The following is a 20,774-nucleotide window of genomic DNA, read 5'->3' as shown; positions in this document are numbered from 1 at the left end:
TCCGTGGCCAGGACGGGCTGACGATAGCGCACCGCACCGGGGAGCGACAAATACGTCCCGGCACCATTGCGGAGTGGCTTGCCGGACGCTAGCCTCCCAAAAAAACGGAGGAGATACCAAGGATGCGCACCGGTTTCCTGATCGCAGGTCTGTTACTGCTCGCCGCGCCGGCCCAAGCGGCGGACCGTGCACGCTCGACCTATGTGACGATGGTCTTGCAGGCCTTCGCCGCCAAGGTGGAATGTCCGAACACCGATCTCGTCTATCAGGACCTCGTGCAGAAGGCGCAGCAGATGCAGCTGCCGGACGGCACCACCGAGAAGGTGCGCAAGGCGATCGCCTGGATGCACACCGGCGGCAAGATGGGCGAGAAGCAGGACGATGATTTGATGGCCGAGGTCGCGGTCGCGACGCAGGCGACCGACATGGACCAGCGCCGCCTCGGCATGCCCGGCTGGTGCGAGGCCCAGAAGACCAACCTCGCCGGCCTGATCCGCAGCAAGGGCGGCTAGGCGCTCTCTCGCGGCGTTAAGCACGCCGTGGCGGAACCGTCGCGGCGGCCAACTATCGTCATAATCCTCGACACCATGCGGCCTCTTCGAATTCGGACAGGAGAGCCCACATGCGGAGTATCCATTTTGTTTTCGCCGGCGCATTTGCGGCCGCCGCTGTGCTGACCGCGCCCGCCCTGGCGAAGAACTCCGATGCCCAGAAAGGCGAGGAAAAATCCACCTCGTCATCCTGCAGTGCTTACCAGCAGGCACCCGACGGCTCGTGGGAACCGCTGCCCTGCAAAGAGACAGGCGAGCGTCCCCAGCCGCAGACACAAAATCGCACTACGCAGCCGGGCGCCGACCGCGGGGAGCGCTGAGCGCGCTGGCCGCGGATCAGCTCTGGTGCGGGCCGCGGATGATCTTCATGGCGTCCTCGATGTGACGCCACTCCTTGGCCTCATCGGCCTCGCCGCGGCCCTCACAGGCCTGCGCCTGCTCGGCGGCCTTCGCAATCGCAGCGAAACCATGTTTTTCCAGCATCTGGCGCGCGATGGTGTGGACCTGGATCTCGGATATCATGGGCGCTCTCCTGTTCAGGAAACCGCAGCGCCTGGCTTGGCGCTCCGCGGCCTCTGACAACGATTTCGCCGCAGGTCCCGTTCCGCCCACGACCGATCACATCGGCAGGCCTGGAATTTGACGTGACGAGCAAGCAAGACAAAGGCGGTCCGCTATGCCCAGCGGACCGCCTTCTCACCCACCCCAAATTTGCAGTGTACCGGCCGGATCCCCTACCCGACCGCCGCGCGCTTGCGCTCCAAATCGTTCGGCACCTCGATATCGACCTCCAGGGTCGATACCTCGTCGCCGCGCTCGAGCCGGACGATAACCTTGGTCGGGTCCAGCGTGACGTGCCTGGACACGACAGCAAGAATTTCCTCGCGCAGCACGCCGAGCAGATCGGGCTGGCCGCGCAATCCGCGTTCATGGGCAAGCAGGATCTGCAGCCGTTCGCGTGCGACGGGTGCCGAGGCCTTCTTGCCGCGGAGAAGCCGAAGCAGACCCATGCTCATGCAGCCCTCCGTCGCAGCAGACGATCCATGAAGCGCCTGCGCTCGGCCGGAACCTGCATCGCAACGGTGTCGCCGCACAGCCGCCGCGCCGCGTCGATATAGGCCCGTGCGGGTGCGCCGTCCACATTCGACAGCGTCACCGGCGTGCCGACATTGGAGGCCTTCAACACGTCCTGGCTCTCGGGGATGATGCCGAGCAAGGGCGTTGCGAGGATTTCGAGGATGTCGTCGATGGTCAGCATCTCGCCGCGCGCGGCGCGCGAGGCATCGTAGCGGGTGATGAGAATGTGCTTCTGGACATGCTCGCCCTTCTCGGCCCGCACCGTCTTGGAATCGAGCATGCCGATGATGCGGTCGGAATCGCGCACCGAGGAGACTTCCGGATTGGTGACGATCACGGCCTCGTCCGCAAAGCGCATCGCCATGGAGGCGCCGCGCTCGATGCCGGCCGGGCTGTCGCAGATCACCCAGTCGAAGCGGTCGCGCAAATCGTCGATGACCTTGCCGACGCCCTCTTCCGTCAGCGCGTCCTTGTCGCGGGTTTGCGAGGCCGGCAGCAGCCAGAGATTCTCCAGCCGCTTGTCGCGGATCAGCGCCTGCGGGAGCTTTGCAACGCCCTGCACCACGTTGATGAGGTCGAACACGACGCGGCGTTCGGCGCCCATGACGAGATCGAGGTTGCGCAGGCCGACGTCGAAATCGACGACGACGACCTTGTCGCCGCGTTGCGCCAGCGCAGCCCCCAACGCGGCGGTCGTCGTGGTCTTGCCGACCCCGCCCTTGCCTGATGTCACGACCAGTACCTTACTCATCTGAAATGTCTCCTTTGCTGGTCAGTTCAGTGCTGTAATTCGCATGGTATTCCCCTGCAGCCAGGCCTGCGCCGGCTTGCCGCGCAAAGCGGCGTCGATGTCGTCCGCAGTCTGGTAAAATCCATCAATTGCAAGCAGTTCAGCCTCGATCTTCTGACAATAGATGCGGGCGCTCGTGTGCCCATTGACCCCCGCCATGGCACGGCCGCGGAGCGCGCCGTAGATGTGGATGGAACCGCCGGCGACGACTTCGGCGCCGGAGCCGACCGAGCCCAGAATGGTGACGTCGCCCTCCGGGAAGATCACGGTCTGGCCCGAGCGCACCGGGCTATCGAGCAGGAGCGAGGTCGGCTTGGTTACGGCCTTCGCCTCGGCCTTCTTCGGCGCGCTCGGCTCGACCACGCAGCTGCGCCCTCCCGAGAGCAGCGGCGGCATGGTCGGCGTCAGCCGGCCCTCCTCCACCCCCTCGATCCCGAGCACCCGGATGTTGCGATCCTGGAGGCTCGTGAGCAGATGGGCGATGCCGGACTGGCTGAGATCGACCGAGGACAGATCGATCACCACGGGCCGGCCGGCGAAGAAACCCGGCGAGCGCGCAATCGTGGCGTCGATCTCCTGCAGCCAGTCCTGGATCGGAACCGTCGGCACGAACACGAAGGCCACGTAGGAGCGCCCGCGCAGGCGAACCATTTGGCGTTGGACTTTTGCTGCAGCCTCCATAGCGGCCGACTCGATCCCTGTTATTGAATGGTTAACGATGCGGCGAATTTGGTTAATGGCTGGTTAATTTATCCTGGGGCACGTGGGGGTGTGGACGGGCTGGGCCTGCGGAAGGGCTTGGGCGAGCGCTTCCGCGCAACACACCGCTGTCATGCCCCGGCTTGACCGGGGCATCCAGTACGCCGCGGCTTATCCGCATCATGGCACGGCCTCTGGAATACTGGATCGCCCGCCTACGCGGGCGATGACACTGAGAATGTCGAGACAGTGGGCCCTCACGCCGTCCATTGTGATCGCAGGCCCGACCATCCGGATTGACATGCTCATGGCATCTGGTTTCGATCCGCCTCCCCCGTGGACGGAGCCGATCATGTCAATTCAGTCTTCCATCAGGCGCAAGACCGCGCCGGACATCCGTGCACGCAAGCGGGGCGAACCGATCGTGATGCTGACCTCCTATCACGCGCATACGGCCGCACTGGTGGATCGGCATTGCGACGTCATTCTGGTCGGCGATTCCCTTGGTAACGTCATGCACGGCTTCGAGACGACGGTGCCTGTTACGCTCGACATGATGATCCTTCAGGGCGCCGCGGTGATGCGGGGCTCGAAGCAGGCGCTGGTCGTCGTCGACATGCCGTTCGGCTCGTATGAAGCTTCCAGGGAGCAGGCGTTCAACTCCGCGGTGCGGATCATGAAGGAAACGCAATGCGGCGCGGTGAAGCTCGAAGGCGGCGTTCGCATGGCGGAGACGATTGCATTCCTGTCCGGGCGCGGCATCCCGGTGATGGGCCACATTGGTCTGACACCGCAATCCATCAACACGCTCGGTTCGTTTCGTGCCCAGGGGCGCAACGAGGTGGACTGGGGCCCGATCGAGGACGATGCGAAGGCCGTCGCCGATGCCGGTGCATTCTCGGTCGTCGTCGAAGCCGTGGCCGAACCGTTGGCGCGCAGGATTACGGAGACGATTGCGATCCCCACCATAGGCATCGGCGCGAGCGCTGCCTGCGACGGTCAGGTGCTCGTGCTCGAGGACATGCTCGGGCTGTCGCCGCGAACCCCGAAATTCGTCCGGCGGTACGGCAATCTTGGTCCGGCCATCGAAGCGGCGATCGAAGGCTATGCCGCCGACGTGCGGTCACGCACCTTTCCCGGGCCCGAACACGTCTACGAGATGAAAAAGAGCTGAGGGTGGCACCGTAGCCCGGATGGAGCGCAGCGAAATCCGGGACAGCGCATCCTCAGCGGCAGGTTTCCCGGATTGCGCTTCGCTCCATCCGGGCTACAAGCGGAAGCGTACCGCTCCCCCTACTTCTTCACCTTGCTCGCATCCATCTTGACGGCGGGATCCAGCATCTTCGTCGTGAACGCCGTCGTCACGTCGAACGGCTTCTCCATACCGAGATAGGTCTGGACCAGCTCATAGTCCTTCTTCATCCGCTCGCCGTCGATCCAGCCGAGACCCTTGGTGGTCGTGAACTCGTCGGTCATCAAATACTTGATGCGCTCCCACTGCCGCTCCTGGTTCTCCCTGTCGTGGCCGGAGACCTGGTCGAGCAGCGCCTTCAGGCACGGCGTGACGTCGGCGACACAGGCCGCAAAGGCCTTCTGCGAGATGCGGACGAACTCCTCGACCAGCTTCGGGTTCTTCTGCAGATAGGCGCCGTTGACGATCAGCGAATTGCCGTAGGGGTTGAGCCCGATGTCCTTCCAGTTGACGAAGCCGAGATCGCTTCCGAACTCCGTCACCTTCAGATCGTGCTCGTTGTAGAAATCGCTGATGATGTCGACGGTATGGCTCTTCAGCGCGGCGATCTTCGCGGTCGGGCCGATATTGACGAAGCTGACGGCATCAGGCGCGATGCCTGCGGCCTTGGCAAAGGCCGGCCACATCACGCGCGAGGCGTCGCCGGGCGGGTTGCCGATCTTGTGGCTCGGAAAATCCTTGACGCCATTCACGCCGTAGCTCTTCAGCCAATAAAACGTCTGGCCGGTGTTGGCGTAGATGCTCATCAGCGCGACATCGTCCGCGCCCTTGCTTTTCGCGACCAGCATCGTGGCGAGATCGGCGATGCCGAAGGCTGAGCCGCCCGAGCCGACCTTGGCGGCGGAGACGCCGGAGCCCTTGCCGACCTCGATGGTGAGGTCGATGCCGGCCTTCTCGAACCAGCCCTGCGCCTTGGCGTAATAGAACGGCGAATGGTCGGCCGTCGGCGTCCAGTTCAGGATCAGATTGACCGCCTCGCCCGCGCTCGCCGGCACCGCCGGCACACCGAGCATCAGGGCCAAAGCCAAAGCCGAGCCCGCAGCCTGCAAACGCTTCATCGCATCCCTCCTCATTGCCGCGACCCGGCTTGTCGCTCTCCCCATGTGAGGATACCAATGCAACAAGCCGCCCTCGACTTGTCAACTGTCTGGTTGGAAATGCCCGCAAAACGTTCAGGCGACACCGTGCCGCAGCGGCGCGATCCCGTCGCCACCCGCAAGAAGCTGCTCACCGCGGCGCGCCTGGAGTTCGCCCGGCACGGCTTTGCCGGCGCCCGCGTCGACGAGATCGCGGAGCGCGCCGGCGTCAACAAGCAGCTCGTCTACCACTACTTCGGCGACAAGGACGCGCTCTATCTCGCCGTGCTCGAATGGGTCTACGCCGACATCCGCGAGCAGGAGCGCCAGCTCAACCTCGAAGGCCTGCCGCCGGAAAAGGCGATCCGGAAGCTGATCGAGGCCTCGTTCGATTACCTCGCGACAAACCCCGATTTCATCGTGCTTCTGAACGACGAGAACCGCGGCGGCGCCCGCCATGTCCGCGGCTCGACCCGGCTAGAGGCGATGCATTCGCCGCTGGTGAAGAGCGTGTCCCACATCCTCCACGAGGGCGTCCGCACCGGCGTGTTCCGCAAGGGGATCGATCCGATCCAGCTCTATATCTCGATCGCGGGCCTCAGCTATTTCTATCTCTCCAACACGCCGACGCTGTCGGCGATCTTCGGCAAGGACCTGTCGAGCCGGGCGGCAAGGCGCGCCCGCCGCAGGCATGTCGTCGACCTCTTGCTGCATTCGCTCCGACCCTAATCAACCAACTGGTTGAAACTTACCGCAAGGCCGGTTAGGCTGACGGACGGCGGCAAGGTGGCCGCTGGCAACAGGGAGCAACCGGTGACCGGAGACGGCGCACGCACCTCGCGCAGCTTTGCGATCATCCTGATCGTGCATCTCGCCGTGCTCGTGCTCTGGCAGGTCGCGGTCGATGCTTTCCACGTGCCGAAATTCATCCTGCCCTCCCCGCTCGCGACGGTGCAGACGCTGGGCACCGCGAGCTATGCCTGGGGCGCCAACACGCTGGTCACGGCGATCGAGATCCTCGGCGGTTTCGCGCTCGGCGCGTTCGTCGGCGTCGCGCTGGCGGTGATTTTCAGCTGGGCACCGCTGCTGAGCCTCGTGCTGCTGCCACTGTTCGTGACGATGAACATGATCCCGAAGGTCGCGCTCGGCCCGCTCTTCATCGTCTGGTTCTCCTACGGCATCGTGCCGAACATCTTGATCGCCTTCAGCATCTGCTTCTTCCCGATCCTGCTGACCACCGCGCGCGGCCTGCGCGAGGTCGAGCCTGACCTGCTCGACCTCGTCAAATCGCTGCGCGGCTCGCGCTGGACGCTGTTCCGCAAGATCCAGTTGCCGGGATCGCTGCCTTACGTGTTCTCCGGCATGAAGGTCGGCGCCATCCTCGCGGTGGCCGGCGCCATCGTCGGCGAGTTCATCGCCTCCGAGCGCGGGCTCGGCTATCTCATGATCCAGGTTCAGTCGTCGCTCGACACGCCCGCGATGGTGATGGCCGTCGTGCTGCTGACCCTGCTCGGCGTCGCTCTCTACGGCCTGGTCCTCGCCCTCGAACGCAGGTTCGTGGTCGGCGATGCCAGGCAGAACTAACGACAAGGACCGATCCATGCTGCTCACCCGCCAGACGCTGCCGAAGACGATCCCGGATATCGCAGCCCTCGACGATCTCCTGTGCCGGCCGACCCAGGCGCTGATCGACGACCTCAAGAAGGTCGAGGGCGACATCATGATCCTCGGCGTCGCCGGCAAGATGGGACCGACGCTGGCGGGGCTCGCGAAAGCCGCCGCCCCCGATCGCCGCGTCATCGGCGTCGCCCGCTTCAGCGACGCGAGCGTTAAGGACTGGCTGCACGCGCGCGGCGTCGAGACGATCAATTGCGACCTGATGGACGAGAGCGCGATTCACGCATTGCCGAAGGCGCCGAACATCGTCTTCATGGCCGGCCGCAAGTTCGGCGCCGAGGGCGACCTGTCGCTGACCTGGGCGATGAACGCGCATGTCCCGGCGCTGGTCGCACAGGCCTTCCCGACGTCGCGTATCGTGGCGTTCTCGACCGGCTGCATCTATCCCTTCGTCCCCGTCGACGGCAAAGGCGCGACCGAGGACATGGCCCCGAACCCGCCCGGCGAATACGCCCAGTCCTGCGTCGGCCGCGAGCGCATGTTTGAGTATTTTTCGCGCAAGTTCGGAACCCCGGGCCGGCTGTTCCGGCTCAATTACGCGATCGACATGCGCTATGGCGTGCTGCACGACATCGCGACAAAGGTGCTCACGGGCACCCCGATCGACGTCAGTCTCGGCCACGTCAATTTCATCTGGCAGGGCGATGCGTCCGCGCAGGCGCTGCGCTGCCTTGCGCATTGCACCGCGCCGACCTCGCCGATCAATGTCAGCGGCCACGAGATCTTGGCGGTGCGAGATCTCGCAGCAAAATTCGGCGCGCGCTTCGGCCGCGCGCCGGTGCTGACAGGCAAGGAAGAGCCGACGGCCTGGCTGACCGACACGTCCAGGGCGGTCGAGCTGTTCGGCCTGTCGGTGGTCGACACCGAGCAGTTGATCGCCTGGACCGCGGACTGGGTCTCGCGTTCCATGCCAAGCCTCGGCAAGCCCACCAAATACGAGGTGCGCGATGGACGCTACTGACGGTCCGCCCATCCTCAAGCTCGCCGTCGACGACGCGATCGCCGGGCTGGTGCTGTCGACGGAAGCGCACTGGAACCAGACCGAGGAGGACTGGCGAATCTTCCTGCACGAGGGCGTGGTGTTCGGTATTCGCGACGGCCTACGGCTGGTCGCGACCGCGGCGCTGCTGCCCTATTCCGGCAACAACGCCTGGATCAGCATGGTGCTGGTATCGGGCACGCATCGCCGCCGCGGCCTCGCCACCCGTCTCGTCGATGCCTGCCTGGAAACCGCGCGCAAGAACGGGCTGACGAGCTGGCTCGACGCGACGCCCGACGGCGCCGCCGTCTACGGCCCGCTCGGCTTCACGCCGACGCTGCAATTGCGCCGGCTGAAGCTGGTGAAATCCGGGCGAGCCGAAGCCCCACCGCCTTCATCGGCGACCATCGATGCGCTGCGAGCGCGGGACCGGCGCGCCTCCGGTTTCGACCGCACCGCGCTCCTCGCCGCCATCGCCCTGCGCTCCGGCTCGCGCATCGTCGCCGCGCATGGCGCCATCGCGCTGGTTCGCGACGGCCGAACCGCGCGCCATATCGGACCGTTGCTTGCCAACAATGCCGCGCCAGCGCTGGCCCTGGTTCATGCGATCGTGCGCTCCGAGACCGGCCCGATTCTGATCGATGCCGTTGCGCCGCAAGCCGCGTTCCTGGACGGATTGACCGCCTCGGGCTGGACCATCGAGCGGCCGTTCCAGCGCATGCGGTTCGGCCCCGCCACCACCGCTGCCAAGGATACGCCGTTCGCCGTCGCCGGCCCTGAATTCGGATAGGACATCATGCACCACAGCCAGATCAACAGCGACGTCCGCAAGCTGATCGCCGACGGCACCGTGCTGCCGGCGCACCCCCTCGCGCTCACGGCGGAGCGCCAGCTCGACAAGAAGCATCAGCGTGCGCTGACGCGCTACTACATCGACGCCGGCTCGGGCGGCCTTGCGGTCGGCGTGCACACCACGCAGTTCGCGATCCGTGACGTCGGTCTCTATCGCCCGGTGCTCGAACTCGCCGCCGAGACCGCAGCCAACTGGACCAGGCGACCGCTTGCGATGGTCGCGGGGCTCGCCGGTCCAACAAGCCAGGCAACGGCTGAGGCCCGCACCGCGCGCGATATCGGCTATCACGCAGGGCTTCTCAGCCTCGCCGCGATGAAGAGCGCCTCCGAGGATGAGATCATTGCGCATTGCACGGCGGTCGCCGCCGAGATCCCGCTGGTCGGCTTCTATCTCCAGCCGGCCGTCGGTGGGGTCATCCTGTCCAGCCGGTTCTGGCAGCGCTTCGCCGCGATCGACAATGTGATCGCGATCAAGATCGCGCCGTTCAACCGCTATCGCACGCTCGACGTGCTGCGCGGCGTCGCAGCCGCCGGTGCGCTCGACCGCGTCGCGCTCTACACCGGCAACGACGACCACATCCTGCTCGACCTGATGCTGCCGTTCGATCTGCGCGACAACGGCATCACCACGCGCACCTACTTCAAAGGCGGTCTGCTCGGCCATTGGTCGGTATGGACCGCGAGCGCCATCAAACAGTTCGAGAGATGCAAGGCGGCGCGGCACAAGGAGGCCGTGCCGGCCGATCTGCTCGCCCTCGATGCCCGCGTCACCGATTGCAACAGCGCCTTCTTCGACGTCGCCAACAATTTTCACGGCTGCATCGCCGGTTGCCACGAAGTGCTGCGGCGTCAGGGCCTGATGCAGGGCCTGTGGTGCCTCGACCCGAACGAGGGCCTCAGCCCCGGCCAGAAAGAGGAGATCGACCGCGTCACTCGCGAGCACGCCGACCTCGGCGACGATGCGTTCGTCGCCTCCAATCTGGACAAATGGCTGGCATGAGCGCCGAGCCCTTCATCAGCCTGAGCGGCGTCCGAAAGGTCTATCGCAGCGGCGGCGCCGAGTTCCTGGCGGTGTCCGACGTCACGATGGACGTGCAGGAAGGTGAGCTCGTCTCGCTGGTCGGCCCCTCCGGCTGCGGCAAGACCACGGTGATGAAGATCCTGGCCGGCCTGCACGGCGCCGACGGCGGCACCGTCAGAATTGGCAATGCCAAAAGCCCGTTCGATCCGACCCGCGACATCGGCATGGTGTTCCAGCAGGCGCTGCTGCTGAAGTGGCGCACCATCCTGGACAACGTACTCTTGCCGGCCGAGATCGTTGGCCTGCCGATCAAGGCCGCACGCGAGCGGGCGCGCGATCTGCTCAACCTGGTCGGGCTTGCCGGCTACGAGCAGAAATATCCGCGAGAGCTCTCAGGCGGCATGCAGCAGCGCACCGCGATCGCGCGGGCCTTCATTCACGATCCAAAACTGATCCTGATGGACGAGCCGTTCGGGGCGCTGGACGCCTTGACGCGCGAGCAGATGAATCTGGAGATGCTGCGGATCTGGCGCGAGAGCGGCAAGACCATCATCTTCGTCACGCACTCGATCCAGGAAGCCGTGTTCCTGTCCTCGCACTGCGCCGTGCTGACGGCGGGCCCTGCGAAGATGGCCGACTACTTCCCGATCGACCTGCCCTTCCCGCGCGACCTTCCGCTCAAGACGACCGACGCGTTCGGCGCCTATGCAAGGCGGATCTATGCGAAGCTGGGGCTGGGTGCGGCGTAAGGCGCCACACGACAGGTGCCGTAGGGTGGGCAAAGCGACTTGTCCGCCGTAGCTCGAAGAGCGAAGGCGGAAGCGTGCCCACCATTGCACGTGACGCAAAGAACGTGGGCACGGCGCAAGTGCGCCTTTGCCCACCCTACGAGAGCGGGGCGCGGCGTAGTCATCGCGCCCCGCTCGTCATCAAGTCTTATTCCGCATCTTGCTGAGCAGATAGTTGTCGTAGAAGTTTTCCGCGATCTGCGTGTAGAACAGCAGCTCCTTCATATAGGCGTCGTGGCTTTCCTTGGTGCGCTTGAACAAATCGCTCTTGGCGGCGAGCTCGTTCAGATGCTCCTGGGTCGCGTTGTAGCAGGCTTCCAGCACCGGCTGCGGGAACGCCTTCAGCTCCGCGCCGTTGGCGATCAGCCGCTTCAGCGCTGCCGGATTCACGCTGTCGTATTTCTCCAGCATCCAGGCACCGGCCGCCGAGGCAGCCTGATTGACGATCGCCTGGTACTGCTTCGGCAAGCTCGCCCACTTCTCGTCATTGACGATCATGTGCAGCATCGCGCCGCCTTCCCACCAGCCGGGGAAGTAATAGTACTTGGCGACCTTCTGGAAACCGAGCTTCTCGTCGTCATAGGGACCGACGAATTCAGCGGCGTCGATCGAGCCCTTCTCCAGCGCCGCATAGACGTCGCCGCCGGCGAGTTGCTGCGGCACGATGCCGAGTCTGGCCAGCACGTGGCCGCCCATGCCGGCGATGCGGAATTTGAGGCCCTTGAGATCGTCGACGGTCTTGATCTCCTTGCGGAACCAGCCGCCCATCTGGGTGCCGGAATTGCCGCAGAGGATGGCGTGCGTCTTGAACGGCTTCAGCGCCTCGTTGGTGAGTTCGGCGCCGCCGCCGAAATACCACCAGGATTCCTGGTGGCGATGGTTCATGCCGAACGGCGCGCCGGTGGCGTAGGCCAGCGCCGGCTCCTTGCCGATGTAGAAATACAGCGGCGTCTGCGCCATCTCGACGGACGCGACGCTGACGGCATCGAGCGCCTGGAGGCCGGGGACGAGCTCGCCGGCCGCAAAGGTCTGGATCTGGAATTTGTTGTCGGTGGCTTCCGCGACGTATTTCGCAAAGGTCTGCGCCGTGCCGTAGATGGTGTCGAGCGACTTGGGGAAGCTCGAGGTCAGGCGCCATTTGATCTCGGGCGCGCCTTGCGCAATCGCAGGTGCAGCAACCAGCGTCGTCGCGCCGGCGACCGCGCCGCCCTTGAGGAATGTACGGCGTTTCATGTTGGGGTCTCTCCCTGCAGGTAAGTTTCAAACATATCGGGGTCTGGCCACGGTCTTCGCGGACCGTTTGCCCGTTCCTATAGCGGAGTTCAAGCTGAGAGCGGAAGGCCTGCCGGCGTCCATAGCCCGGATGGAGCGCAGCGCAATCCGGGCTACGAGAGCGCGTTGAAAGGCCGCTCAGAGCAGCTTCGCGCTCACGAACAGCGCGCGCACGGCGTTGGTCGCCTGCACCGCGAGCATGGCGTTGTCGGCGGCGCCCTCGAGCGCCGCGACCGCCTCTTCATGGAGCGAGCGGAATTCCATCCACTCGACCGATTTGAAGTTGGTGAGGAATTGATAGGCCTGGCCGACGGTCGCAATCGCCAGCGTGTCGCCGTTCAGCTTGATCTTGAACGTCGTACGCAGCGGGGTCTCGGAACTTTGGGGATCACTCATGGGCTGCTTCTGGACGAGGTCGGCTTAACGAAGGGGAAACGGCAGCCCCGCCGTCCAGCAAATATCAGGAGTCGGTGCTCGCGCGCTGCGAGACGGTCGCCGATCCGCGCAGGCTAGGCACGACGACCAGGCGGTTGAACTCGCCATTGTCCCAGGACTTCAGGAAGCGATCATAGTCCTTGATCGAGACGCAGCCATTGGAGTCGCCGCGTGGCCCGAGCATGTAGTTATGGGTGAGCAGGCCGACGCGGCCGAGCGCACTGGTGCCGTCAGTGGGCGTCAAGCGCAGGGCACGGACGCCGTGGAACAGCTTTTCGCGCGGCTTCAAATCGTAAGTCGCCGGCGGGGTCGCGCCAACCATGCGCTGGTCGACATGGTCGGGGTCGTCCATTAGCGCGCCCATGCCCGAATGCGCTTCCAGCGCGATGCCGCTCGGCAGGTAAAGCGCCTTGGCCTTGATGTCATAGACCGCCGTGCGTGAATCGTAGCCGAGCGCGGCGAGATCAGGCGCCCTGCTGAGCAGGCCGTCGCCGGGAGTCAGCGAGGCCAGCTTGATCTTGTCGGTGAATTTTTCGAAGAAATTGCGGTTGTCGACCCTGGGATTGGTCTCGGCGTAGGCCTGGCTCGAGGCGATCTGGGACGCGAGGTCTGCCTGGGCCGGGCGCGAGCGCGGCACCGGGATGGCGTCGGCGCGCTGCGACGGCCTCGTCTCGTCAACCACGTGCCGGTCGTCATCGGTCAGGGTCGAGCCGGTCAGGGTCGAGCGCCAGTCGTCGCCCTGGAGTTTTTGGGCCAGCATCGCCTTGGCGTCGCGCAGCTTGAGCTGGACCACGCTCACCGCGGAGCGCTCCAGCGTCCGCAGGCCGAAGTCACGGGCCGGCGGGCTGCTGGATACTGAAGCGAAACGGTCGTCAAACGAAGGGCCATTGGCCGGAGGCAGTGCGGTGGCCGGAGGCAGTGAGGCGGTGACCAGCGGCGTCGAATCGCCCATGTCAGCGACCCAGGCGGCCGCTCCCAGTGCCAGCGCGACGGCTGCCAAAGACAGCAGTATCGTCTCCGCTCGCCCAATACGGCGGCGCGACAACAGCCTTTCGGCGCTTGCGCGGTCGGAAACCATCAGATCCCCAAATCAACCCCCGGAGGGGCCCAACCCCCGTCCGGAGACTCTATACCAGCTATCGCATTGGGAGCCAAAACTTAGGCATAATCGCGGCCGGCAAGCCCCCCCTTGAGGTATCCAATGACCGATCCTTTCGACCTAGAGCGCTTTGTCGGGGCCCAGGACCCGGTTTTTCACGACGTCCAGGGGGAGCTGGCCCGGGGCCGGAAACAGACTCACTGGATGTGGTTCGTCTTCCCGCAGATCGCCGGCCTCGGCTTCAGCACCATGTCGCAGCGCTACGCCATCGGCTCGCGCGCCGAGGCCAGAGCCTACCTCGCCCACCCCGTACTCGGTCCGCGACTCATTGAATGCACCACGCTCGTGCTTGCCGTCGAGGGACGAACCATCAACGCGATCCTCGGCGCGCCCGATGACGCCAAATTCCGCTCGTCGATGACGTTGTTCGGCGCGGTCTCCGACGAACCCGTCTTCGACCAGGCGCTTGCCCGATATTTCGCAGGCGAGCGCGACGGTGCCACGCTGGAGATGCTCGCCAGGCTCGATCGGCCGGCGCGCTAGCGCGACCTACGCCTAGACGAATGGACGCATGCAGGCGGAGCATGGCGGCCGGCAGCGTAAACTCCGGATTAACACCGGCTGCCTATCGTTTGCGCAGAATAATTTTCTTCCCCGCGCCAATTGCCGGACAGATCATGAAAATCGGTACGCTGCTGACCACCGCCATCGTCTCGCTCTCGACAGTCGGCGGCGGCCTCGCCGTCTACGTCGCCGTGACGAAGTACCAGACGATGGACAGGATCGCTGAAGCGCAGGGACGACTCGCGATCGTCCGCGCCGCCAGCGACATCCCGCGCTACCTCAACCCCGAGCGCGGCTTCGCCACCAACATCCTCTACGGGCCAGCGACGGTCGATCCGGCGCAGCTCACCGAGCACGACAAGCTGCGCAAGCAGACCGACGGCGCCCGCGACCGGATGAACGCGCTGCGCAAGGAGCTGCCTGGCCCGTTCGACGACGGTGCCACCATCGGCAGCAACATCGACGCGATCAATTCGAAATTCACCGCGCTCCGCGAGGCCATCGACAAGGCGATCGCAGGACCTGCGGATGCCCGCAAGGACGCCGCCAAAAAGGTCGTCGCCGACAATGCCGTGCTCAATGCCGGCGTCACCGCGCTGCTCAACGAGCAGGTCCGCCGCATGGCGATCCTGAATGGGGACGCCTACCGCCAGTCCAACTACGCCAACATCGCCATGACGCTGCGCGACGTCGGCGGCCTCAATTCCAGCGTGCACAAGAACCTCGTCGGCGCGAAGAAAGTGGCCAACGACGCCGAGAAGGCCGACATGGCCCGCATGCAGGGCCGCAACGACCAGATCGTGATGTCGCTGATGGAATTGCGTGGCAATGCGGCAACCCCGGCTAACGTCGCCGCGGCGCTGGAGACGATGAACTCGAACTATGTCGAGGAATTCGGCCGCGAGATGAAGCTCGTCAAGGACGGCGCCGTCAGCGGCAAATACGAACACGATGTCGAGACCTTCTACGTAGCGTCCCAGAAGGGCCTCGGGTCCATTATCGGCGTCCGCGACGCCTTCTACGACAACGCCGAGCAGATCCTCGCCGGCGCTTCCTCCGCCGCGCGCACCAGCTTCACCATCGCGCTGGCCGGCCTCCTCGCCGTGCTGATCGCCAGCGCCGGCCTGATCGTGATGGTCCGCCGCCGCGTCTGCGCTCCGATCGTCAGCCTGACGACGCGGATGTCGCGCCTTGCCGACGGCGACGTTGCGGACGAGATCCCCGGTGCCGAGCGTTCCGACGAGATCGGGGCGATGGCTTCCGCCGTCCAGGTGTTCAAGGACAACATGATCCGGGCCGACCGGCTCGCGGCGGAGAAGCAGGCCGAGAACGACGGCAAGATGCGCCGCGCCCAGGCGCTCGACGGGCTCACCCGTGCATTCGAGGCCAAGGTCACCGAGCTCGTCGGCGGCCTCTCCCGCGCCTCCTCCACCATGGAAAGCACGGCGCAGTCGATGACCTCGACGGCGGCCCAGACCAACAGCCAGGCCGCGGTCGTTGCCGCCGCCTCGCAGCAGACCTCGACCAACGTGCAGACGGTCGCTAGCGCGACCGAAGAGCTGACCTCCTCGATCTCCGAGATCGGCCGGCAGGTGGCACAAAGCACCGAGATCGCGGCCCGCGCCGTCGACAACGCCCGCCGCACCGGCGACACGGCGCGCGCGCTCGCCGAGGGCGCCCAGAAGATCGGCGACGTCGTCACGCTGATCCAGAGCATCGCCGAGCAGACCAATCTGCTGGCGCTCAACGCGACCATCGAAGCCGCCCGCGCCGGCGACGCCGGCCGCGGCTTTGCGGTCGTCGCATCCGAGGTGAAGTCGCTGGCGGGCCAGACCGCCAAGGCCACCACCGAAATCTCCGAGCAGATCACCGCGATCCAGTCCGCAAGCGACGAGACCGTGAACGCGATCCGCAACGTCGCCGACGTCATCGCCGAGATCGACCAGATCGGCACCGCGATTGCGGCTGCGATCGAAGAACAGGGCTCGGCAACCCGGGAGATCTCCCGCAGCGTGCAGGAGGCCGCGCGCGGCACCCAGGAGGTCAACACCAACATATCGGGCGTGCAGCGCGCCGCCGACGACACCGGTGCGGCCGCGAGGGAAGTGCTGGGCGCCGCCGAGCAGCTCTCGACCCAGTCGCGCGATCTCGCCGGCCAGTTCGACCGCTTCCTCGGTGAGGTCAGGGCCGCCTAAGAGCGGCCGGCGGCATCAGGCCGCTCTTGTCACGATCCGCCTGCGTCCCAGGTCAATGAATGGCACTTCGACGAAGCGACACATCAGCCAGGCCGCCGGCGTCGTGATCAGCAACGCTGCCAGGAACAGGACCGCTGCGCGGATGACCGGATCCAGCTCGACCGGCAGCAGACGAGTCGCGATCGCAAGCCCGATCATGTGCAGCAGATAGAAGCTGTACGATATTCGTCCAAAGAACCGGGCGATATCGAGATCCAGCGGCCGCAGTGCGACGAGCTTGCCGGGGCTGAAGGCGGCAAGCCAAATCAGAACGGACGCGCAGAGCGTTTCAAACGCGATCGTTACGGCGGTCTGCTTGCGAACCGCCACTATGACCAGGACAACAAGAGCGATGGCTGCGATCGTCGCTGCCCAAGGTGGTTGCGATCCCCTGGTCAGCGTGGTCCGGCTTGATTGTACGAGCAAGCCAACGACGAACGCGTAGAGCGGCGCAAGATTGGTGAAGCCGCCCAGCAAGTGAACATAGGGTCCCCAGAACGCAATTGCGAAGAGAAAGGTGACCAGGAGCCACACCGGGGTCGTGCCATGACGCCTCAGCAGAGCGTGGGATATCAGGATCACCGGAACTGCGACGCACTCCACGGTCAGGGACCACATCACGCCGTTGATGTCGCTCTTGATGAGGAGCGCATTGAGGACGACGTTGAACGGGTCGAACGAGGGCAGAAAGCCGATATAGAAGCCGAAGGTTTGATAGGCTAGCGTCAGCAGGAGCACCGTCGCGACAGCGGCAGGGAGCAGCCTGAACAGGCGATGACGCACGAAGGTGACCGGATCGGGATCTCGATCCAGCGATCGCGCGAGAAGGAAGCCGCTGAGCACGAAGAAGACGACGACCGGCGCCATTCCGGTCGCGACCATGTCCCAAGACAGCATGCAGGCGTGAAACGCAAGCACCGACAGGGCCGCATAGCCACGCATGGCCTCAAGTCGCGGCAGAAACGCCGAATTCTCACGCAATTCCATTGGGCTGAATGGTTGGCGCGGCAGATCGCTGACGGCAACCGTCCCCCTGCGCGGAACAGCATACGGCATCAGTACGGCGGCGCCTTGCGCGTCCGCTGCGCCTTGGCGGCCTCGATCCACCACAGCAGGTCGTCGGCAAAGCGCGGGAACGAGCGCTCCAGTGCCTTGCCGCCCTCGCCGATCGGCTCGCTCTCGGCCGACAGCGTCTGCGCGATCGGGCCGACGCCGATGGTGCTCGACACCACGACCATGCCCATCTCCGACAGCGTGCCATGCCAGGCGGTCGAGGCGCGTGCGCCGGACAGTCGGCCGGCCGAATAGCTCACGATCGCGGCCGGGCGCCAGAACCACTCTTCCAGGAAGTGATCGGTGAGGTTCTTCAGGCCAGGCTGGATGCCCCAATTGTATTCGCCGGTGACGAAGACGAAGCCGTCGGCGCCGCGGATCTGCCCCGCCAGCTTCTCGAGCGCCTCGGGTGCCGTCCCCTTGGGATATTCCTTGTACATGCGGTCGAGCATCGGCAGGCCGATCGCCTTGGCGTCGATGAACTCGACCTCCTCGCCGCGCTGGCGCAGGCGATCGATGACGAAATTCGCAAGGCGGACGCCCATGCGGTCGGAACGGTAGGAGCCGTAGAGGACGAGGATGCGATTGCTCATGGCCGGGACGCTAGCACGAAACGGCGGTACGGCCTCAACCGATTTGCCGCGCTACCGTTGTCGTCCGAGCTCCAGCGTTTGCGACGGCGTCTCGCCGAACTGGTCGCGATAGCTTCTGGAGAAGTCGCTGAGATGCCAGAAGCCGAACGCCAGTGCGACGGCCTTGACGCTGTCGGCACCGGCGAGCAGGCGCTGACGCACCAGCCACAACCGGCGCAGGCGCAAATAGCGATGCAGGCTCATGCCGCGATAGCGGCGGACGACGTCGTGCAGGGTGCGGACGGACAGGTTGAGCTTGCGCGCGATCTCCTCGCTGTAGATCGGCTGCGAGAGGTCGTCGGACAGAAGCGCGCGGATCTCCCGGAAGATCCTGAAATTGCGTTCGTCATTGGGACGCAGGGTCCATCGCGCGGCAACGACGCTTTCGAATGCGTCGTCGACGGCGCCAAGCAGGGACTCCTTCATGGCTGCAGCCTTCAGCGGCACGTCCGCGGCTCCGATCGGCTCCGACGCAGCAGCCAGCACCTCCTGGACCAGGCTGCGCAGCCGGTTCAGGCTCGCGGCCGTCGTTTCAAATATTTTGAAGCTGGATGTCGCGTGCGGCCAGCCGCGATCCGTCACCCCCGGCCTGAACACCACCGAGGCAATTTGCCGCTCCACCTCCTCGATGGTGGTGTAGGCGGCGCCGCCGCTGCCGATGACGATGACCGGTCGGGCCCGCTGCGAGCCGTTGAAGCGGATGGGCACGTTGAGCTCATCCATCGTGAATCCGATGGCGGTGCAATTCTCGACGAGCTGCGCGTCGACGACGCGGGGAAACGCCCGCGTGAAATTCACGTCGCAACCGGGCAGCGACAGAATGGTCTGCTCGGCCGAAATCCTCCGTACGAAGGGCGTGAACTCGAAATTCAGGCCTCGTATGGCATTTCGAAATTCATCGACGTCGGAGAAGCGAAATACCCTGGGCGCAATATCGTTCATGGCAATGTGAAACGTCGCGTCGTAACCAACGCGCGTCCGGCGGCGATGCCGGCCCGAGTTTCCCCCTTTCGGTTGTCCCGTTCGACCGAAAGAATCATCCTAATTCGTCTCGTTCAGTTGGCGAGGGTCCCGTTCAAAGGACAAGTCGCCGCATCGAGTCTCGCCGAATTTCGATAGCGTTTCCAGCGCCGCCAGCGGTGCGCTGATACCCCGTCGATCAAGCTCTAAATTTCAAATTAACGCATGTCAGGCGGAATGAAGGTCATTGGATAGTCGCGATTTTTTTTGAGTCAGGCCCCTGCCATGATGGCAAATTTGCCTGCTGATATTCTGGTTGAGCTGGAACAGGCGGTCGCTAGTTGCCCGCCGGACCGCTGTGCACGCATCCTATCCGGCATTGTGCAGTTGCTCACCGGTAGCCGCGACCGGCCTCAGGAATTGCTCGCCGGCGTGGTTGACGGCGTTCTGCTGCGATTGACGGAACGCGTCGAGGCCAAGGCGCTCGTCCAACTCAGCACGGCGCTTGCCGAGCTCAAGGTGGCCCCGCCCGAGACATTGCAGCGCCTTGCCTCGCACGACGACCCGGACGTGGCCTGTCCTGTCCTCCTCAAATCGCAGGCAGTCTCCGCCGCCGATCTCGCGGCGATCGCGGCCTCGTGCGGCGAGCGGCACCAACGCGCGATCGCCGCGCGCAACTCGATCGAGCCTGAAGTGGCCGAGGCGCTGATCAAGCGCGGCGGCCCGATCTGCCTTGCGCTGATCGAGAACCCGGGAACCCAATTCTCCGAGGCAGCTTACACCGCGTTGATCGCCAGGGCCGATCCGGACGGCGAGATTGCAAAGGCGCTGGTGCTGCGGCCCGGCACGCCCGACCTGGTCGTCCGGAAACTGCTCTCCGTGTCACCTGCCCCGAAGGCGCCGGCCAAGGCCAACGCATCCGCCATTCCACCCGCACGACAAGCCGCGCCGGTTCCGCCCAAGCTGCCCTGCCCGGCCGACTATGCGAGCGCGAGGCCGGAGATCGTCGCCCTCAGCCGAGTCGGCAAGCTCAACGATTCCACCGTCAACCGCTTCACGATCCGCGGCGAGACGGCCAATCTGTTCACGGCGCTCTCGGTGCTCTCCGGCGCGCCGATCGAGATCGTGGAGCATGTCATGACCGATGACGATTGCGAGGGCCTCGTCATGGCCTGCCGGGCCGCACGGCTGAACTGGGCCACCACGCTTGCGATCCTGAGCAACCGCAGCGGCTCACGGCTCTCCTTCGTCGAGCGCGAACGGGCGCAGCAGATTTTCGAAGCGCTTCTCTTGTCGACCAGCCAATGGACAGTGCGCTGGGGGGAAATTGCAGCGAGTGCCAACCCAAGCGATGCGGGACATCGCGGCACAAAAATGGGGGTTAACCGATGAGGTTCGACGGTCGAAAGGCGCTTCGCGTACGGATGGATCACAAGCAGGCTGTCAATCTGATGGGCTCCGACGGCACCTGGCGACGCAGTTGCTTCCTGCTCGACGTGTCGCAAAGTGGCGCCAAGATCGAGGTCGAAGGGACGCTCGACGTACTCCAGGCCAAGGAGTTCTTCATGCTGCTGTCATCGACGGGTCTTGCCTACCGGCGGTGCGAACTGGTGTGGATCGACGGCACCATGGCCGGCGTGCACTTCATCACCGCAGACGGCAAGAAGAAGCCGGCGAGCGCGAAAGCGGCTGCCGCGCCAAACTCCACGCCGAGCAAATAGGCTCCAGAATTCATCGAGCTCATTCAATGTCATCATAGTCCG

The 20,774-nt window shown here is 65.0% G+C and carries 24 protein-coding genes; 13 read left to right on the top strand and 11 right to left on the bottom strand.

All coding sequences use genetic code 11. The annotated features are described in order from the left end of the window. Positions 1 to 122 precede the first annotated feature (122 nt). Positions 123 to 512: a hypothetical protein gene (locus tag AB7535_RS12960; protein WP_063983589.1), complete on the top strand. Its 390-nt coding sequence runs from the start codon at positions 123 to 125 to the stop codon at positions 510 to 512. A gap of 110 nt (positions 513 to 622) precedes the next feature. Beyond that, positions 623 to 871: a hypothetical protein gene (locus AB7535_RS12955; protein WP_231144930.1), complete on the top strand. Its 249-nt coding sequence runs from the start codon at positions 623 to 625 to the stop codon at positions 869 to 871. A 16-nt stretch (positions 872 to 887) separates the two neighbouring features. On the opposite strand, the gene AB7535_RS12950 is transcribed toward AB7535_RS12955, so the two are convergent. The 4 genes from AB7535_RS12950 to minC all read right to left on the bottom strand — a co-directional run bounded on the left by AB7535_RS12950 (position 888) and on the right by minC (position 3,099). Next, positions 888 to 1,073: a hypothetical protein gene (locus AB7535_RS12950; RefSeq protein WP_028161169.1), complete on the bottom strand. Its 186-nt coding sequence runs from the start codon at positions 1,071 to 1,073 to the stop codon at positions 888 to 890. Positions 1,074 to 1,285: 212 nt separating this feature from the next. After that, positions 1,286 to 1,567 carry a cell division topological specificity factor MinE gene (gene minE, locus AB7535_RS12945; protein WP_063983590.1) on the bottom strand — a complete coding sequence of 94 codons (282 nt, stop codon included), beginning with the start codon at positions 1,565 to 1,567 and terminating at the stop codon, positions 1,286 to 1,288. Beyond that, on the bottom strand, positions 1,564 to 2,379 hold the full coding sequence (minD, locus tag AB7535_RS12940) for a septum site-determining protein MinD (RefSeq protein ID WP_063983591.1): 816 nt from the start codon (positions 2,377 to 2,379) through the stop codon (positions 1,564 to 1,566). Before minD ends, minE begins: the two co-directional genes overlap by 4 nt. Before the next feature lie 21 nt (positions 2,380 to 2,400). After that, positions 2,401 to 3,099, bottom strand: a complete 699-nt coding sequence (gene minC / locus AB7535_RS12935; protein WP_063983592.1) for a septum site-determining protein MinC — start codon at positions 3,097 to 3,099, stop codon at positions 2,401 to 2,403. Positions 3,100 to 3,469: 370 nt separating this feature from the next. Here minC and panB point away from each other — a divergent pair, with 370 nt between their 5' ends. Continuing rightward, positions 3,470 to 4,291 (top strand): 3-methyl-2-oxobutanoate hydroxymethyltransferase, encoded by an 822-nt coding sequence (gene panB / locus AB7535_RS12930; protein ID WP_135216169.1) that lies wholly within the window; start codon positions 3,470 to 3,472, stop codon positions 4,289 to 4,291. Between the two features lie 119 nt (positions 4,292 to 4,410). Here panB and AB7535_RS12925 read toward each other — a convergent pair whose 3' ends face one another. Continuing rightward, a complete protein-coding gene (locus AB7535_RS12925; RefSeq protein WP_439036416.1) occupies positions 4,411 to 5,427 on the bottom strand; it encodes an ABC transporter substrate-binding protein in 1,017 nt (338 codons plus the stop codon). A 99-nt stretch (positions 5,428 to 5,526) separates the two neighbouring features. Here AB7535_RS12925 and AB7535_RS12920 point away from each other — a divergent pair, with 99 nt between their 5' ends. The 6 genes from AB7535_RS12920 (at position 5,527) to AB7535_RS12895 (ending at position 10,723) form a co-directional block, all read left to right on the top strand. Then, positions 5,527 to 6,174, top strand: a complete 648-nt coding sequence (locus tag AB7535_RS12920; RefSeq protein WP_063983595.1) for a TetR/AcrR family transcriptional regulator — start codon at positions 5,527 to 5,529, stop codon at positions 6,172 to 6,174. An 84-nt stretch (positions 6,175 to 6,258) separates the two neighbouring features. Beyond that, positions 6,259 to 7,029, top strand: coding sequence for an ABC transporter permease (locus AB7535_RS12915; RefSeq protein ID WP_439036415.1), 771 nt, complete (start codon positions 6,259 to 6,261; stop codon positions 7,027 to 7,029). Positions 7,030 to 7,045: 16 nt separating this feature from the next. Further along, positions 7,046 to 8,083: an NAD-dependent epimerase/dehydratase family protein gene (locus AB7535_RS12910; protein WP_439036414.1), complete on the top strand. Its 1,038-nt coding sequence runs from the start codon at positions 7,046 to 7,048 to the stop codon at positions 8,081 to 8,083. After that, positions 8,070 to 8,891 carry a GNAT family N-acetyltransferase gene (locus AB7535_RS12905; RefSeq protein WP_439036413.1) on the top strand — a complete coding sequence of 274 codons (822 nt, stop codon included), beginning with the start codon at positions 8,070 to 8,072 and terminating at the stop codon, positions 8,889 to 8,891. The genes AB7535_RS12910 and AB7535_RS12905 overlap by 14 nt, the downstream gene beginning before the upstream one ends. A 6-nt stretch (positions 8,892 to 8,897) precedes the next feature. Then, positions 8,898 to 9,953, top strand: coding sequence for a dihydrodipicolinate synthase family protein (locus AB7535_RS12900; RefSeq protein ID WP_439036412.1), 1,056 nt, complete (start codon positions 8,898 to 8,900; stop codon positions 9,951 to 9,953). Beyond that, positions 9,941 to 10,723, top strand: a complete 783-nt coding sequence (locus tag AB7535_RS12895) for an ABC transporter ATP-binding protein (protein WP_028151793.1) — start codon at positions 9,941 to 9,943, stop codon at positions 10,721 to 10,723. The genes AB7535_RS12900 and AB7535_RS12895 overlap by 13 nt, the downstream gene beginning before the upstream one ends. A 180-nt stretch (positions 10,724 to 10,903) precedes the next feature. Here AB7535_RS12895 and AB7535_RS12890 read toward each other — a convergent pair whose 3' ends face one another. The 3 genes from AB7535_RS12890 to AB7535_RS12880 all read right to left on the bottom strand — a co-directional run bounded on the left by AB7535_RS12890 (position 10,904) and on the right by AB7535_RS12880 (position 13,478). Further along, entirely contained in the window at positions 10,904 to 11,995 is a 1,092-nt protein-coding gene (locus AB7535_RS12890) for a TRAP transporter substrate-binding protein (protein WP_063983601.1), read from the bottom strand. Positions 11,996 to 12,172: 177 nt separating this feature from the next. After that, the gene (locus tag AB7535_RS12885) at positions 12,173 to 12,430 is read right to left on the bottom strand and encodes a hypothetical protein (RefSeq protein WP_014495671.1); all 258 of its coding nucleotides are present in this window, start codon (positions 12,428 to 12,430) and stop codon (positions 12,173 to 12,175) included. Positions 12,431 to 12,494: 64 nt separating this feature from the next. Beyond that, positions 12,495 to 13,478, bottom strand: a complete 984-nt coding sequence (locus AB7535_RS12880) for a DUF2778 domain-containing protein (protein WP_063986406.1) — start codon at positions 13,476 to 13,478, stop codon at positions 12,495 to 12,497. Between the two features lie 192 nt (positions 13,479 to 13,670). Between AB7535_RS12880 and AB7535_RS12875 the strand changes: the two genes are divergently transcribed. Together AB7535_RS12875 and AB7535_RS12870 are read left to right on the top strand one after the other, a co-directional pair. Next, positions 13,671 to 14,111, top strand: a complete 441-nt coding sequence (locus AB7535_RS12875) for a DUF1810 domain-containing protein (protein ID WP_063983602.1) — start codon at positions 13,671 to 13,673, stop codon at positions 14,109 to 14,111. 134 nt (positions 14,112 to 14,245) lie between these two features. Then, a complete protein-coding gene (locus AB7535_RS12870; protein ID WP_231144926.1) occupies positions 14,246 to 16,327 on the top strand; it encodes a methyl-accepting chemotaxis protein in 2,082 nt (693 codons plus the stop codon). A 15-nt stretch (positions 16,328 to 16,342) separates the two neighbouring features. Here AB7535_RS12870 and AB7535_RS12865 read toward each other — a convergent pair whose 3' ends face one another. The 3 genes from AB7535_RS12865 to AB7535_RS12855 all read right to left on the bottom strand — a co-directional run bounded on the left by AB7535_RS12865 (position 16,343) and on the right by AB7535_RS12855 (position 18,993). Beyond that, on the bottom strand, positions 16,343 to 17,308 hold the full coding sequence (locus AB7535_RS12865; RefSeq protein WP_161495764.1) for an acyltransferase family protein: 966 nt from the start codon (positions 17,306 to 17,308) through the stop codon (positions 16,343 to 16,345). Positions 17,309 to 17,421: 113 nt separating this feature from the next. Beyond that, entirely contained in the window at positions 17,422 to 18,012 is a 591-nt protein-coding gene (locus AB7535_RS12860; protein WP_439036411.1) for an NADPH-dependent FMN reductase, read from the bottom strand. A gap of 51 nt (positions 18,013 to 18,063) precedes the next feature. Next, complete coding sequence (locus AB7535_RS12855) at positions 18,064 to 18,993, bottom strand: helix-turn-helix domain-containing protein (protein ID WP_439036410.1); 930 nt, start codon at positions 18,991 to 18,993, stop codon at positions 18,064 to 18,066. 303 nt (positions 18,994 to 19,296) lie between these two features. Here AB7535_RS12855 and AB7535_RS12850 point away from each other — a divergent pair, with 303 nt between their 5' ends. Together AB7535_RS12850 and AB7535_RS12845 are read left to right on the top strand one after the other, a co-directional pair. Beyond that, a complete protein-coding gene (locus tag AB7535_RS12850; protein ID WP_439036409.1) occupies positions 19,297 to 20,403 on the top strand; it encodes a DUF2336 domain-containing protein in 1,107 nt (368 codons plus the stop codon). After that, on the top strand, positions 20,400 to 20,732 hold the full coding sequence (locus tag AB7535_RS12845) for a PilZ domain-containing protein (RefSeq protein WP_028152715.1): 333 nt from the start codon (positions 20,400 to 20,402) through the stop codon (positions 20,730 to 20,732). Before AB7535_RS12850 ends, AB7535_RS12845 begins: the two co-directional genes overlap by 4 nt. The last annotated feature ends 42 nt before the right edge of the window (positions 20,733 to 20,774 follow it).

It is taken from the genome of Bradyrhizobium sp. 956_D2_N1_4, assembly GCF_052076025.1.
Taxonomy (GTDB): Bacteria; Pseudomonadota; Alphaproteobacteria; order Rhizobiales; family Xanthobacteraceae; genus Bradyrhizobium; species Bradyrhizobium barranii.
Note: the sequence above shows the minus strand (reverse complement) of the source record. Positions and strands in the feature narration are given on the sequence as shown.

Bases quoted from the DNA above. Each gene is read 5' to 3' on its own strand.
- panB (WP_135216169.1), top strand. From the start codon at position 3,470: ATGTCAATTCAGTCTTCCATCAGGCGCAAGACCGCGCCGGACATCCGT.
- AB7535_RS12870 (WP_231144926.1), top strand. From the start codon at position 14,246: ATGAAAATCGGTACGCTGCTGACCACCGCCATCGTCTCGCTCTCGACA.
- minD (WP_063983591.1), bottom strand. From the start codon at position 2,379: ATGAGTAAGGTACTGGTCGTGACATCAGGCAAGGGCGGGGTCGGCAAG.
- AB7535_RS12925 (WP_439036416.1), bottom strand. From the start codon at position 5,427: ATGAAGCGTTTGCAGGCTGCGGGCTCGGCTTTGGCTTTGGCCCTGATG.
- AB7535_RS12920 (WP_063983595.1), top strand. From the start codon at position 5,527: ATGCCCGCAAAACGTTCAGGCGACACCGTGCCGCAGCGGCGCGATCCC.
- AB7535_RS12875 (WP_063983602.1), top strand. From the start codon at position 13,671: ATGACCGATCCTTTCGACCTAGAGCGCTTTGTCGGGGCCCAGGACCCG.
- AB7535_RS12910 (WP_439036414.1), top strand. From the start codon at position 7,046: ATGCTGCTCACCCGCCAGACGCTGCCGAAGACGATCCCGGATATCGCA.
- AB7535_RS12890 (WP_063983601.1), bottom strand. From the start codon at position 11,995: ATGAAACGCCGTACATTCCTCAAGGGCGGCGCGGTCGCCGGCGCGACG.
- minE (WP_063983590.1), bottom strand. From the start codon at position 1,567: ATGAGCATGGGTCTGCTTCGGCTTCTCCGCGGCAAGAAGGCCTCGGCA.
- AB7535_RS12885 (WP_014495671.1), bottom strand. From the start codon at position 12,430: ATGAGTGATCCCCAAAGTTCCGAGACCCCGCTGCGTACGACGTTCAAG.
- AB7535_RS12895 (WP_028151793.1), top strand. From the start codon at position 9,941: ATGGCTGGCATGAGCGCCGAGCCCTTCATCAGCCTGAGCGGCGTCCGA.
- AB7535_RS12905 (WP_439036413.1), top strand. From the start codon at position 8,070: ATGGACGCTACTGACGGTCCGCCCATCCTCAAGCTCGCCGTCGACGAC.
- AB7535_RS12955 (WP_231144930.1), top strand. From the start codon at position 623: ATGCGGAGTATCCATTTTGTTTTCGCCGGCGCATTTGCGGCCGCCGCT.
- AB7535_RS12865 (WP_161495764.1), bottom strand. From the start codon at position 17,308: ATGCGTGGCTATGCGGCCCTGTCGGTGCTTGCGTTTCACGCCTGCATG.
- AB7535_RS12960 (WP_063983589.1), top strand. From the start codon at position 123: ATGCGCACCGGTTTCCTGATCGCAGGTCTGTTACTGCTCGCCGCGCCG.
- AB7535_RS12845 (WP_028152715.1), top strand. From the start codon at position 20,400: ATGAGGTTCGACGGTCGAAAGGCGCTTCGCGTACGGATGGATCACAAG.
- AB7535_RS12850 (WP_439036409.1), top strand. From the start codon at position 19,297: ATGATGGCAAATTTGCCTGCTGATATTCTGGTTGAGCTGGAACAGGCG.
- AB7535_RS12950 (WP_028161169.1), bottom strand. From the start codon at position 1,073: ATGATATCCGAGATCCAGGTCCACACCATCGCGCGCCAGATGCTGGAA.
- minC (WP_063983592.1), bottom strand. From the start codon at position 3,099: ATGGAGGCTGCAGCAAAAGTCCAACGCCAAATGGTTCGCCTGCGCGGG.
- AB7535_RS12855 (WP_439036410.1), bottom strand. From the start codon at position 18,993: ATGAACGATATTGCGCCCAGGGTATTTCGCTTCTCCGACGTCGATGAA.
- AB7535_RS12900 (WP_439036412.1), top strand. From the start codon at position 8,898: ATGCACCACAGCCAGATCAACAGCGACGTCCGCAAGCTGATCGCCGAC.
- AB7535_RS12860 (WP_439036411.1), bottom strand. From the start codon at position 18,012: ATGAGCAATCGCATCCTCGTCCTCTACGGCTCCTACCGTTCCGACCGC.